Origin of the sequence: Photobacterium sp. Hal280 (assembly GCF_037162255.1) — a bacterium.
Lineage (GTDB): Bacteria > Pseudomonadota > Gammaproteobacteria > Enterobacterales > Vibrionaceae > Photobacterium.
On the sequence record NZ_JARLUO010000001.1, the window covers coordinates 885,275 to 898,670 of the forward strand.

14 protein-coding genes are annotated in these 13,396 nt (G+C 49.9%); 5 read left to right on the forward strand and 9 right to left on the reverse strand.

What is annotated here, in order from left to right; translation table 11 throughout:
- Nucleotides 1-1,209 (forward strand): choline ABC transporter ATP-binding protein, encoded by a 1,209-nt coding sequence (gene choV, locus P4S53_RS04275; RefSeq protein ID WP_337111538.1) that lies wholly within the window; start codon nucleotides 1-3, stop codon nucleotides 1,207-1,209.
- Between the two features lie 125 nt (nucleotides 1,210-1,334).
- On the opposite strand, the gene P4S53_RS04280 is transcribed toward choV, so the two are convergent.
- Entirely contained in the window at nucleotides 1,335-1,607 is a 273-nt protein-coding gene (locus tag P4S53_RS04280) for a hypothetical protein (protein WP_337111539.1), read from the reverse strand.
- Nucleotides 1,608-1,869: 262 nt separating this feature from the next.
- Between P4S53_RS04280 and P4S53_RS04285 the strand changes: the two genes are divergently transcribed.
- A complete protein-coding gene (locus P4S53_RS04285; protein ID WP_337111540.1) occupies nucleotides 1,870-3,516 on the forward strand; it encodes a GMC family oxidoreductase in 1,647 nt (548 codons plus the stop codon).
- 74 nt (nucleotides 3,517-3,590) lie between these two features.
- Here the strand turns inward: P4S53_RS04285 and P4S53_RS04290 are convergent, their stop codons facing one another.
- A complete protein-coding gene (locus P4S53_RS04290; protein ID WP_337111542.1) occupies nucleotides 3,591-4,619 on the reverse strand; it encodes an AraC family transcriptional regulator in 1,029 nt (342 codons plus the stop codon).
- 21 nt (nucleotides 4,620-4,640) lie between these two features.
- The gene (locus tag P4S53_RS04295; protein WP_337111543.1) at nucleotides 4,641-4,805 is read right to left on the reverse strand and encodes a hypothetical protein; all 165 of its coding nucleotides are present in this window, start codon (nucleotides 4,803-4,805) and stop codon (nucleotides 4,641-4,643) included.
- A 194-nt stretch (nucleotides 4,806-4,999) separates the two neighbouring features.
- Between P4S53_RS04295 and P4S53_RS04300 the strand changes: the two genes are divergently transcribed.
- On the forward strand, nucleotides 5,000-6,970 hold the full coding sequence (locus tag P4S53_RS04300; protein ID WP_337111544.1) for an alkyl/aryl-sulfatase: 1,971 nt from the start codon (nucleotides 5,000-5,002) through the stop codon (nucleotides 6,968-6,970).
- A gap of 77 nt (nucleotides 6,971-7,047) precedes the next feature.
- Here the strand turns inward: P4S53_RS04300 and P4S53_RS04305 are convergent, their stop codons facing one another.
- From P4S53_RS04305 to P4S53_RS04325, 5 genes are all read right to left on the reverse strand, one after another.
- Nucleotides 7,048-7,437 carry a VOC family protein gene (locus P4S53_RS04305; RefSeq protein ID WP_337111545.1) on the reverse strand — a complete coding sequence of 130 codons (390 nt, stop codon included), beginning with the start codon at nucleotides 7,435-7,437 and terminating at the stop codon, nucleotides 7,048-7,050.
- Nucleotides 7,438-7,452: 15 nt separating this feature from the next.
- Entirely contained in the window at nucleotides 7,453-8,034 is a 582-nt protein-coding gene (locus tag P4S53_RS04310) for a sugar O-acetyltransferase (protein WP_337112059.1), read from the reverse strand.
- A 31-nt stretch (nucleotides 8,035-8,065) separates the two neighbouring features.
- The gene (locus P4S53_RS04315) at nucleotides 8,066-8,575 is read right to left on the reverse strand and encodes a GNAT family N-acetyltransferase (RefSeq protein WP_337111546.1); all 510 of its coding nucleotides are present in this window, start codon (nucleotides 8,573-8,575) and stop codon (nucleotides 8,066-8,068) included.
- Between the two features lie 115 nt (nucleotides 8,576-8,690).
- The gene (gene map, locus P4S53_RS04320; RefSeq protein ID WP_202604028.1) at nucleotides 8,691-9,422 is read right to left on the reverse strand and encodes a type I methionyl aminopeptidase; all 732 of its coding nucleotides are present in this window, start codon (nucleotides 9,420-9,422) and stop codon (nucleotides 8,691-8,693) included.
- 28 nt (nucleotides 9,423-9,450) lie between these two features.
- Nucleotides 9,451-9,663, reverse strand: a complete 213-nt coding sequence (locus tag P4S53_RS04325) for a ParD-like family protein (RefSeq protein ID WP_337111547.1) — start codon at nucleotides 9,661-9,663, stop codon at nucleotides 9,451-9,453.
- 169 nt (nucleotides 9,664-9,832) lie between these two features.
- Here P4S53_RS04325 and P4S53_RS04330 point away from each other — a divergent pair, with 169 nt between their 5' ends.
- On the forward strand, nucleotides 9,833-10,999 hold the full coding sequence (locus tag P4S53_RS04330; protein WP_337111548.1) for a glutathionylspermidine synthase family protein: 1,167 nt from the start codon (nucleotides 9,833-9,835) through the stop codon (nucleotides 10,997-10,999).
- A gap of 293 nt (nucleotides 11,000-11,292) precedes the next feature.
- Here the strand turns inward: P4S53_RS04330 and P4S53_RS04335 are convergent.
- Nucleotides 11,293-12,400, reverse strand: a protein-coding gene (locus tag P4S53_RS04335) for an IS3 family transposase (RefSeq protein ID WP_337111549.1) whose coding sequence is annotated in 2 segments (ribosomal slippage) — nucleotides 11,293-12,148 and nucleotides 12,147-12,400 — 1,110 coding nt in all. Because the reading frame shifts where the segments join, the coding sequence is not laid out codon by codon here.
- 166 nt (nucleotides 12,401-12,566) lie between these two features.
- Here P4S53_RS04335 and P4S53_RS04340 point away from each other — a divergent pair.
- Nucleotides 12,567-13,307: a hypothetical protein gene (locus P4S53_RS04340; protein WP_337111550.1), complete on the forward strand. Its 741-nt coding sequence runs from the start codon at nucleotides 12,567-12,569 to the stop codon at nucleotides 13,305-13,307.
- Nucleotides 13,308-13,396 lie beyond the last annotated feature (89 nt).

The following is a 13,396-nucleotide window of genomic DNA, read 5'->3' on the forward strand; positions in this document are numbered from 1 at the left end:
ATGACTGCCATTCGAATTGAAAACCTAGACGTCATCTTCGGTAAAAATACCGAACAGTCACTGGCACTGCTGGATCAGGGCAAAAGCCGTCAGGAGATCATTGATCAAACCGGCGATGTAGTCGGCGTGAATAACGTCAGTCTGAACGTCCAGCAAGGCGAGATTTGTGTCCTGATGGGCCTGTCCGGCTCAGGCAAATCCAGCCTGCTGCGCGCCATTAACGGCCTGAACCCGGTTTCCCGCGGTAAGCTGGAAGTGCAGGACGGCGAGAACATGGTCGATCTGGCCAGCTGTGATGCCACCAGCCTGCGCCACATGCGCACCGAGCGTATTTCCATGGTATTCCAGAAATTTGCCCTGATGCCCTGGCTGTCCGTGCTGGATAACGCAGCATTTGGTCTGGAAATGCAGGGCATCGGAAAAGCCGAACGCCGTCGCCGGGCAATGGAAAAACTGGAGATGGTGGGTCTGGCTGAATGGAAAGACAAATTCCCGCATGAGCTGTCAGGCGGGATGCAGCAACGAGTCGGTCTGGCCCGTGCCTTTACCATGGACAGCGACATCCTGCTGATGGACGAACCGTTTTCGGCGCTGGACCCGCTGATCCGCAGTCAGTTGCAAGATGAATTGCTCGATCTGCAACGCAAGCTGAACAAGACCATCGTCTTTGTCAGCCACGATCTGGATGAGGCGCTGAAAATCGGCAATAACATTGCCATCATGGAGTCTGGTGAGCTGATCCAGCACGGCAAACCGGAAGAGATTGTTCTGAAGCCGAACACTCAGTATGTCAAAGATTTCGTCGCCCATACCAATCCGCTGAACGTGCTGCGGGGCCGTTCACTGATGACACCGACCAGCGCGCTGGAAAGCCTGGAAGACATGCTGATCCTCAACCGTCATGAAGGCACCCGGTTAAACACCAATGACGCTGGCGAAGTACTGGCGGCACGTCGTCAGGATCAGGATCTGGCACTGCAAAGCTGGCATCAGGGTGATGATCTCGACCGCCTGTCTCAGACGGATATTGTCACTGCCAGTCCGGATATCTCAATGCGCGATGCGCTGGAAATCCGCTACCGTACCGGACAGCCGGTGCTGCTGACCGAGCGTAAAGAAGGTGACAAGATTACACTGGTGGGTGTGCTGTCTGATCAGGACTTCTACCACGCCTTGCTGGGGAAACACTTTGAGGCCAAAGTGGCGTAATCCTTCCGCCTCAAGTCCTTGCTCTCACAGTCAAAAGCACGCTGCCAGCGTGCTTTTTTTACGGTCATGATTTGCTGCCCATCACGCTCTTTCCCAGCAGGTCAGCCTTCGCTAATTGGTCTCTATCAATACCGATCTGGCTCAGGGCTTGCCACCAGCTTGCTCCAAAATGCGGACAAGCCTTCACCCGCACGGATTCGCTCCGCCCATACCGCACCGACAATCAAGCCAATCGCAGTAAAACTCATCACCACAGTTCCATTCACTTCACCCAGCACCAAGCAAACCGGCCCGGCCAGTAACAAGCCAAACATCGCAGGGGTAACAGCGAGCAGTATCCACATCGAAAGAGCAATCAGCCCAGAGACAACTTTCAACACAGTGACATCCTTATCCACAGGGTAATCCGCTTACCAGATAGTCAGATCCTAATCGCTAATGCACTATGTTGCACTGCTGATTATCAGAAAATGTTAAGAAATGTGATCCTGTACCAGAGGCAAGCGTTTGCTTATAAACTAATGATTTTTAAGTAATAAATTTTCATTAATTTGACATAATTTATAAAAATAACCAGATGATAATGATTTGGCGTCCTCAGCAAACACCAAAATGTTAACAATTTGATAAAATATTCTCAGTTGCTTGCAAGGAGGCACTATGAAATCTCGTTATGACTATATTGTTGTCGGTGCCGGCTCTGCTGGCTGTGTACTGGCCAACCGCTTAACAGCCGATGGAAAATACTCAGTACTGGTGCTGGAAGCCGGTCCGTCGGACAAAACACCTGTTGTCAGCACCCCGGGTGCCTTCGCGTATTTCATGTTTTCCAAGAAATATAACTGGGCCTACAATGCAACGCCCGATGCTGCACTCCGTCACGGACAACCCGTCTTCGTCCCGCGCGGCAAAGTGCTGGGCGGCAGTTCTTCCATTAACGGCATGCTGTATATCCGGGGTCAGAAAGAGGATTACGACCACTGGGCGGCACTGGGAAATACCGGCTGGAGCTTCGATGATTTGCTGCCTTACTTCAAAAAATCCGAATGCAATGAGCGCGGAGCCAATGCCTTTCATGGTGACAGTGGCCCGCTGCATGTCAGTGACCGTCAGGCGCAGTATCCGCTCACGGAGGCTTTTATTGCGGCCGGCAAGCAGGCCGGGTTCAAATTTAACCCAGATTTCAATGGTGCTGATCAGGAAGGTGTGGGCTATTACCAGTGCACCATTAAAAATGGCCAGCGCTGCGGCGCTGCCCGGGGTTATCTGCACCCGGCCATGGGACGAAAAAACCTGACCGTACTGACGCAAGCCACCGTCAAAAAAGTCGTGATTGAAGATAAAAAAGCCATCGGGGTCAGCTTCACCTACAAAGGGCAGGATCTCACTTTCCATGCTGATCAGGAGGTGATCCTGAGTGGCGGTGCAATCAACTCCCCTCAATTACTGATGCTGTCGGGAATCGGACATCAGGATCACCTCACTGAGCATGGCATTGACTGTCTGCATCACTTACCGGGCGTCGGTGAAAATCTGCAAGAGCATGTTGATGCCTGTGTGCTGGTCAAAAGTAAGAAAAAAGACGGCTTCACCGCTTCACTCGGTGGCCTGTTGCGTCTGACTCCCGATACACTGAAATATATGTTGAAGAAGGAAGGCAAGCTGTCGAATTCCATTACTGAAGCGGGCGGATTTATCAAATCCCGTGATGATTTGGATCGCCCGGATATCCAGCTGCATATGTTGCCGTTATTGTTTGACGACAGCGGCCGCGACTTAAAGCTGATGGCTCAGCATGGTTATTCCTGTCACGTCTGCGTGCTGCGCCCGAAAAGCAGCGGAACGGTCAAACTCCGTTCGGCAGATCCTGTCACGGCGCCGGACATCGATTTTAACTTCTTCGCCCATGAGGAAGATAAAAAGGTGCTGGTCGACGGCATTCGCCAGTTACGTAAGATTCTGGCTGCACCGGCTTTTGATGACTACCGGGCTGATGAGCTGTATCCGGGCATTGAAGCGGAATCCGATGAGGCGATCTTTGACAAGATCAAGCAGCACATCGGTTTGGTCTACCACCCGGTGGGCACCTGCAAAATGGGTCATGACCCAATGGCAGTGGTCAATACCGAGCTCAAGGTATATGGCGTGAAAGGCTTGCGAGTCGTGGACGCTTCCGTGATGCCAACCCTGATCAGCGGCAATACCAATGCGCCGACGATCGCGATGGCAGAGAAAGCCGCAGAGCTGATCCTCAACAAACAAACCAGCCTCCAGCAGCAACATCAAACAGACAGCATCACTGCTTAATCCGCAACACATCTGCGTTTAAAAACCGGCTGCGAAATTCAGCCGGTTGTTCCTGCGAAAACGTAGTGAGTACTCTACCGGACTTGATCTGAGAGTTGACTGCGGTAGCGGCCCGGTGTCTCCTCCGTCCAGCGCTTAAAGGCCCGATTAAAATTCCCCACGCTGGAATACCCCACCAGATAACCAATCTCACCCAATGACAGATGCGGTTGCTCAATATACTCTAACGCCAGTTTTTTACGGGTACTTTCCAGAATATCGGTAAAGGAGGTGCCCTTATCCTGTAACTTTCGCTGCAGACTGCGCAGGCTGATCCCCATGGATTCAGCAATCTCGGTCTGGGTGGGAACGCCCATCGGCAATAACTGACAAAGCTGATTGCGAATGATCTGAATCAGATCATTTTTATCCATCCTCGTCAGAAACTCATCCAGCATTTTTTCATGGGTTTGTGCCAGTAAAGAGTTCCCGGTCATCAGCCGCCTTGAGGCTTGCTCATTATCAAAAACGACCGCATTCATTGCCTGGCCGTAGCGGATCTCACAGCCCATAAACTCACTCAGAAACCTCTGTCCCTGATCGGCTGCCCTCAGACACACGCTGACCGGATGTAAATCGCCGGGGACCATATCTCTGGCAAATTGCACCATGGTGGCTAAAAAGGTTTCAGCAACGAGGTCCGGTATCACCGGGGTCTGGCTACCTTCGTGGCAGACGATATTCATTCGGAAAACGACCTGCTCTGCCGATTCGATCAGTTCAATCGAACAGGTATTAGACACCACCCTTTTATAGCGGGCGATACGCTCCAGTGCGTCTTTCAGTGTACTGGAAGACATCATGGCGTAGCCAAGCGCGTAGAACACACTGGGATGAAAGTTGCGGGCCACCTGCACACTGACATCCTGCCGTGGTAACCGCTGATTGCAGTACTGTAACAGCTTCGTGATTTTTTCTATGCCGATTCGGCTTTCCTGATGCAACACCTCATTGGGTGAAATCCCGCAAGCCGACAATGCCTGTTGCTCGTTTATCTGGTTTGCCGCCATCATGCGGCTAAAAGGGATCAACCAGCCACTCAGGGTGGAGTAATAAGCATTCATACGCGTCTATCGCCTCACTGTTCACATCGAAAGCGTCATGTCTTTAAGCTTGCCATTTAGCCATAAAAGCCAGCCATTGTGGACTGACCACTCAGTCAGCTTTTCTGGCAGACGTACACTTTCACCGATAAACCCAGGTATTACCAAAAGCCAGCGAAGCACAAAACCTGATACTGAACCTGACATTTGACACACCACACATCAAAGACACATTTTATTAACAACCCGCATCCGCGCAACATAAAATGGCGTGAACTGAGAACTCGATAAGACAGTCGTCCTATAAGCTAGTTGACTGAATGAGCCTGCGTGGCCTGTCAGGGTAAATCGCAATCACACCCTGAACGCCTGACCTCTACGACACATAACAAGGACGAACGATGCGCCATAAAACTTTAGTCGCCAGTATGATAGTGGCTGCCTTTTCTCAATCTGTATTTGCAGCCGATCTCAACACAACAGCAAAAGATGCCAGCCCCTCGACGAAAGCTTACCAGCAGCAGCAGAGAGACATCCTGCCCTTTTCCGATACCAAAGATTTTGAACTGGTTGAAAAGGGCCTGATCAAGCGCCCTGAGGCAGTCACTGTCAAAGATGAGCACGGCACAGTGGTCTGGGAATTGGGTAACTATGATTTTCTGATGGGTGATATATCAATCGACACGATTAACCCCAGCCTGGAACGTCAGGCCAAACTGAACATGGCCTACGGCTTGTACAAAGTCACAGATCGTATTTATCAGGTGCGCGGTTACGATATTTCCAACATTACTTTCATTAAAGGGGATACCGGCTGGATCGTGTTCGATCCGCTACTGACACCACCGACAGCGAAGGCAGCGTTCGAGCTGGTAACAAAAGAGCTCGGCAACTTCCCGATTCATGCTGTGGTCTACAGCCATGCACATATTGACCATTTCGGTGGCGTGAAAGGCGTGGTCTCTCAAGCGCAGGTTGACAATGGCGACGTTGAAATCATTGCTCCTCGTCATTTCATGGAGCATGCGATTAAAGAAAACGTGCTGGCCGGTAATGCCATGACGCGTCGCGCGACGTATCAGTATGCCAACGCACTGCCTGTCGGCCCGAAAGGTGTGGTGGATACCGCGATTGGCAAAGGGGCCTCTCTGGGTGTGATTGGCCTGATCAAACCAACCCGGGAGATCAGCCAAGACACAGAAACTGTCACGATTGATGGCATTGAGATGGTGTTCATGAACACACCGGATACTGAATCGCCGTCAGAAATGAACACCTATTTTCCACAGTTTAAAGCATTGTGGACAGCCGAAAACGTCATTGGCACCATGCACAATGTTTATACCCTGCGTGGCGCCGAAGTGCGCGATGCCCAGGGCTGGAGTAAATACATTAACAGCCTGATCCATGGCGTGGCTCAGAAAGCCGATGTGATGTTTGCCTCACATACCTGGCCGCGCTGGGGCAATGATTACCTGATGCACGTACTCAAAAAGCAACGTGATATGTACGGCTATATCCATGACCATGCTCTGAACCTGGCCAACAAAGGCGTGACTATCAATGAGATTCATAACGAATTTGATGTGCCTGATTCACTCGCCAATGAGTGGTACAACCGTGGTTATCATGGATCGTATTCACACAATGTCCGCGCTGTGGTCAATAAATATCTGGGCTTCTTCGACATGAACCCGGCAACCCTGAACCAGCTCAGTCCGGCGGATTCGGCGCCGAAATATGTCGAGGTGATGGGCGGTGCCGATACCATCATCAAACTGGCGAAGGCCAGCTTTGACAAAGGCGAATATCGTTGGGCAGCTGAGATGCTGAACAAGGTCATTTATGCCGATCCTGACAACCAACAGGCACGCCTGCTCCAAGCTGATATTTTCGAACAGTTGGGTTATCAGTCTGAAACAGCCGGCTGGCGGAATACCTATCTGGTCGGTGCTTACGAGCTGCGTCACGGCATGCCGACCAATGCCCGTGCAACCCGGGTTGGTCCTGACTTTGTCAGCGCAATGAGTACAGATCTGATATTCGACTATTTAGGTGTGCGTCTGAATGCGAAAAAAGCCGAAGGGAAAAAACTCACACTGAACTTTGTGTTCCCGGATCGGGATGAACGCTATCTGCTGGAGCTGGAAAACAGCCACCTGAACAACATCAAAGGCCAGCAAAACGATAACGCCGATGTCACCATCACCATTAACCGCAGCGATATGGACAAAATGCTGACCAAACAGCAAAGCTTCCAGCAACTGTTGCAAGACGGTAAGGTCAAAACCCAGGGCAATGTTCAGGCCTTTGGCCAGCTGATGGGTATGATGGACGAATTCCCGTTCTGGTTTAAGGTTGCCACGCCTTAATCGCAGGCTATTTTGTGTTTCATGCGACAAAGCCGCTGAGTGTCAGCGGCTTTTTTCATTCTGCGGCTCCATCAGGTTCAAGGCAGGTTGATCTGCCAGGACACCCCAAAACGATCCGTCACCCAGCCAAAACGCTGGCTGAAGCCATAATTTTCCGCAGGCATCAGGGCATGACCGCCTTCGGTGAGCGCGGCATAAACCCGCTCAAACTCATGAGCGGATTCACAATCGACAAAGACAGACATAGCAGGCGTGAAGGTAAAATTGTGCGCAATGAAGGAATCAATCGCGATAAATTCACGGCCGGCAAGCGCAAAACGGGCTTGCCTGACCATGCCTTTGGAATCGCCATCCGGGTAACGATCAATCTGACGGATTTCAGAACCGGCAAACAGACTGATATAGAAATTCATCGCCTCTTCAGCGTCCCCTTCAAACATCAGATGGGTCAGAATCGCTTGCGCCACAACATTTCTCCCTGATTAGCCGCTGGCCATCGCAGCTGAGGGCTCAGACGGTGTGATCTCTCTGACTACACGGCACGGGTTGCCCACGGCAACGCTGTTATCCGGAATATCTCTGGTGACAACACTGCCTGCGCCAATCACACAGTTATGTCCAATACGCACGCCCGGCAAAACAGCCACATTGCCTCCCAGCCAGACATTGTCACCGATCCACACCGGCGCACCGTCCTCTCCATGCAGCCGTTCAACCGGATCGATCGGATGAGACGCCGCGGAAATCATGACGTTCGGGCCAATAAACGCATTCTCACCAATCGTCACTTTGCAGACATCCAGAATGGTCAGGTTATGGTTCGAATAAAAATTAGCCCCCAGCACAATGTTATAACCATAGTCGCAGTAAAAAGACGGTTCCATATGGGCATCGCCGGAAAATTGTACCCGTTCGGCCAGAATCGCCATTCTGGCTTGCGAATCGCGCGGGTCAGCCAGATTAAAACGGTGACACATGACTTTGGCTTCCTGGCGGTCATTGACCAGTTCGGCGTCTCTGCCGCTGTATGCCAGGCCCGCGAGCATTTTTTGTTTTTCTGTCATTGATTCAGACACTGTGTACTCCTTGATTGATTCACAGCTCAATGCCATACAGCACAAGCAACCCGCCGTCAGGCAAGGTTTGATGGTTCGACTCATAATGAAAACCCAGCCTGGTCAGCAAATCAATGCATCTGTGGTTCTCAGCATCAGTAATAGCGACCAGACGCTTCAGTGCCAGCGTTTCCCGGGCAAAAGACAAGATTGCCTGAGCCGCTTCACAGGCATAGCCCTGTCCCTCAAAGCCCGGCAAATACCCATATCCTAAATCAATGTCTTCCAGGGAATCGCGCTTAATCAGGCCGCAAATACCAATGGGGGTGTCATCGCTTTTCAATGCAACACGCTGAAGTCCCAGTCCTTTTGACTGGTACATACTGATGAGCGATGCTTCGAGATAATTCATCGCATCCTGACGCGTATGGAGCTGTTTATCGCCGACAAAACGTTGAAAGCCCGGGGTGTTATACAGTTCAAAAATGAAATCGACATCTGCCGCCGTTAACGGCCTGATCGTCAGACGTTCCGTGGTGATTGCTACCATGCTCGTTATTCCGATATTGATGTAACCATGAAAAGCCGGCTATCTGGCAAGGGGGCCAATGTCATCAAACAACCAGTCAGCTGATACTGGGCCTCTATTGCGTTGGCACTACCCGTCAGTGCTTTTCTTCTTCTCTCAGCGTCAGGACTTCATAACCGGTTTCTGTCACCAGTATGGTGTGTTCCCATTGCGCCGACAGCTTTTTGTCTTTGGTCACTACCGTCCAGCCGTCTTTCTTAGTTTTGGTTTTGTAGGTGCCTTCGTTGATCATCGGCTCAATGGTGAATGTCATCCCCGGCTGCAAACGCAACCCGCGCCCTTTCAGGCCATGGTGAAGGACTTGTGGTTCTTCATGCATTTCCCGGCCAATGCCGTGACCGCAATATTCCCGGACCACAGAATAGCCATGGCTTTCTGCATGTTTTTGGATCGCATAACCAATATCGCCCAGTGTCGCGCCGGGTTTGACCTGCGCAATCCCCTGCCACATGGCTTCGTAGGTTGTTTTTACCAGCCGGGACGCACGCGGCTGCACCTGGCCGATGCAGTACATTTTACTGGAGTCGGCAATAAACCCATTTTTTTCCAGCGTGATATCAAGATTAACGATGTCGCCATCTTTCAGCACACGGTTTTCATCCGGCATACCGTGACAAATCACTTCATTGATCGACGCATTCAGGACATACGGATAATCATACTGGCCTTTACTGGCTGGCCGGGCCGACAATGCCTCGGTAATAAATGCCTCGACCTTATCGTTAATCGCCATGGTCGATACACCGGCAGTCACGAAGCTATCCAGCATCGAAAAGACGGAGGCCAACAGCCGGCCAGACTCCCGCATCAGTTCAATTTCCTGTGCGGTTTTAATATTAATTTTGTTCACTCATTAATTCCTGTACTGATCCGGTGTCACTAAGTAACAGCTTACGAATCAGTTCGTTATACGTCAGTGTCGGATTCATTTCCGCCAGCAGGCCCATCTTTATCCAAAACTCGGCCTGAGCATTGATGGAACGCGACATCGTGCTGCTGGCTTTGCGGATTTCCTCATGAAGCTCATCCGATATTTTTACGATCCCCATAGGGTGCCCTGAATGATATACACAGAATATGCGAAGTGTATACGAAACATATATCCGCATCAATGTTATGCGATCATGATCCAAGTCGGTCTTTTCAGACACAGGGAATCTTTACATTCTCATCCGTCCCCCCTGATAATGTCGGCCTGTTGTCCATTCGAGCAGTACTATGATTCAGGTTCCGATTACCCCCCGCCCAAACTGGAAAATGCTGGCCGATGAATTTGGATTTCGTTTCCATACCCTGGAAGGCGAACCCTATTGGGTCGAAGACCGCTACTTTCAGTTCAGTTTGCAGCAGATTGAAAATGAACTGGAAGCGCCCACCGCCGAGCTCCATCAAATGAGCCTGGAAGCCGTCGATAAAGTCATCCGCGATGAAGCTTTACTGAAAAAATTTCAGATCCCGGAAAACATGTGGGATCTGATTGCCAGCTCGTGGAAACAAAAAGCACCCAGTCTGTATGGGCGACTGGACTTTGCCTACGATGGCCGTCAGCCTGCCAAACTGCTCGAATTTAACAGTGACACACCAACATCACTTTACGAAGCCAGCTTCTGGCAGTGGTTGTGGCTCGAAGATCAGGTCAATGCGGGCAAACTGCCCAGACGCGCCGATCAGTACAATCTGATTCAGGAGCTGATGATCCAGCGCATGGCGGCGTTAGGCAATTATCAGCCCGGACAAACACTGCATTTCGCCTGTTGTCGTGACAGCGTAGAAGACAGAGATACAGTGCAGTATCTGGAAGACTGCGCCAGAGAAGCAGGGCTGAAAATCGCCTTTGTTTACATTGAAGATATTGGGATCAATCAGGACGGCGAGTTTACCGATCTGGACGACAACCCGATTCGCTGGATGTTCAAGCTCTATCCGTGGGAGTTCATGTTCCGGGAAGAGTATGCCGCGTATCTGCACAGCGCCAATGTCAACTGGCTGGAACCTATGTGGAAAAGCATCAGTTCAAACAAGGCCATTCTGCCGCTGATGTGGGACATGTTTCCGCATCACCCGAACCTGTTGCCGGCCTACTTTGCCGATGATGCCAAAGCCGCGAGCCTGACGGACTTTGTGAAAAAACCGATTTTCAGTCGCGAAGGGGCCAACATCAGCGTGCATCGCGCCGGTGAAATGCTGCAACATGAACCCGGTCCGTACGGCGACGAAGGCTATATCATCCAGCAATATACCCATTTACCGCGTTTCGGTAACAACCATATGCTGATCGGCAGCTGGCTCATCAATGACGAACCGGCCGGGCTGACCATCCGGGAAGATACAGGTTACATCACTAAAGATACCTCAATGTTTATTCCGCATATCATTCTGGATTAAACCGACAGGCACAAAAGCGGCGGATGTATCCGCCGCTTATTCGAATCAGTCACTTTTGACGATAAAACAATCAAGCATCCATATTTCTCCTGCTCATTTCATGAACAATCAACTGAATCATAAACAACCGAAACATAACTTCATCTCAATAACCCTCGATTCAAAGTCAACTAATTGAATATATATAGATCAATGGCTTGTGTTAAGTTGTGTCTGCGTAGATACTAGCCCACTTGAAATGCCGACCGAAATATTTCGCGCTCTGCTCTGCTCTGCTTGTGTCCACTTCCCCTTTAGCGAGACAATTCAAAACTAGAGGTTTCCAGTTGCCTCCGGTATTCAGCCGGAGGAATATTGCCTAAACTCTCGTGTGTTCGCTCTTCGTTGTAATCGCACATCCATACCCAAGCCATATCCCGAACCTGCTCAAGTGACTCGAACAAATAGGCATTCAAGAACTCGCGGCGAAATGACCCGTTGAAGCGTTCTACAAACCCATTTTGCTGAGGTTTTCCTGGCTGGATATAAACCAGCTCGATGTTATGAACCTCACACCAGTCGGTTAACTGGGACGATATCAGCTCTGGCCCATTATCCATTCGAAGCTGTTTTGGCAGACCTCGCTCCTGTTTCAAATGCTCTAAGGCGCGCACCACGCGTCCTGCGGGCAAACTCGTATCCACTTCTATCACCAGACATTCTCGGGTCGATTCATCAAGAATGTTCAGTGTCCGAAAACGCTTGCCACAATATAAGCTGTCATGCATAAAATCGAGTGCCCATTGATAGTTCGATTGATTCACCACATCTAATGGCGTAGCGATGCGAGCCGGTAATACGCGTTTTTGTCGCCTTTTTAGGTTTAACCCCATCCGGCAGTAAACTCGGTATACGCGCTTATGATTGAACCCTTTTCCCTTTCGTCGCATTCGCCTGAAGCATTTCCAGAATCCTGCATTGGGTGACTTCTCAAGCACCGCGTTCAGGGCATCGATGACATCGCTGTCGGCAATGCGCCAATCCTTGGGACTTCTGTAGTAGCTGGCCCGTCCCAAAAGCGTGAGTCGGCACGCACGGGTGACACTAAGACCTGCAGCCACCAACATACATGCACAATCGCGCTTGCTGCTTGCTACCAACCCTTTTTTCGAACAGCTCCTTCATGGCCTGGTTTTCTAAACTGACGTCTGCGAACATCTTTTTGAGCTTGGCATTTTCTGCTTCAAGCTCTTTGATTCGCTTGAGCTCAGAGGCATCCAACCCGCCATATTTGGCTTTCCAGTTATAGTAGGTGGCGCTGCTAATCCCGTGCTGGCGGCAAATATCATCGACCTTCAGGCCAGCATCCGCTTCTTTGAGAATCGCGACTATCTGTGTTTCGGTGAACCGTGACTTCTTCATGGTGATCTCCTGCTGTTATGTGGCAGAAATCTCCAGTTTAGACTGTCTCAGCATAGGGGAAGTGGACACTTGGACACGTTAAGGAATCGTTCGAAAAGCATAAAGTGTCATGATCCTTCAAAGCGGGTCAGTCGCTCTTCATAAAATTATAAAGTAAGGAAATATCGTGAAAATAAAGCTGCTATCAGCCCTATCTTTGGTCACCTTAATGGGTTGTGGGGGTTCTTCAACAGAAAACCTGGGAAATGTAAGTGATAGTTTGACAAAAACTGCCGAAGGTTATTCGAAGGAGATTACAGATTGGTTTGATATCGAAATTGGACTTTACCACCCACTTCAAGAGCCGATTCATCAATCAAATATAGAAATGACTTTTGATGTCAATCAAAATGGCCTTTTTGATGATGGAGATATTCGAATTATCGCAGGGAATGCATCCGATAGTTTTACAGATATCATCAGTTCATGGGCTTATAATGCTGACTATTTAGTTCAGTTAAACAGCAACAATACCATGATCACATTCCGTGAAATGAGCGGGGTCATTATTGGTTCATCCAATACAAATTATATCAGTCAACTCGGTGGTGTGAAAACGTACCAACATTTAGTGAACGATCAATTAACCGAGCAGAAAATTATCTTGCGCACGAATAGAAGCCTGTCCGGTTCGTTGCCACAATTAGATCAACTCATGCAGCAACTGAGATTGATTGATGCCAATACACCGATGAATGTGGCACTCACTGATGGTCTGACTGACGCGAGCAGTGACTATGTCCCTGAGCCTGGTGTATTTACTCAGCAGCCCATCCTCTCTTTACAGGATAATCAAAACGATTACACCGGCAACAATCAATGGGTTGATATCAAGTCTGTCCATTTTATTTCGAGCACTGGTGAATAAATCATATCTCTGAAGTGTCAACACTGCTGGTTTGATGGCTTCTCAATATGAATGAATCAGTTAATCTTTCCGTCTCCGTGGACTCTTCA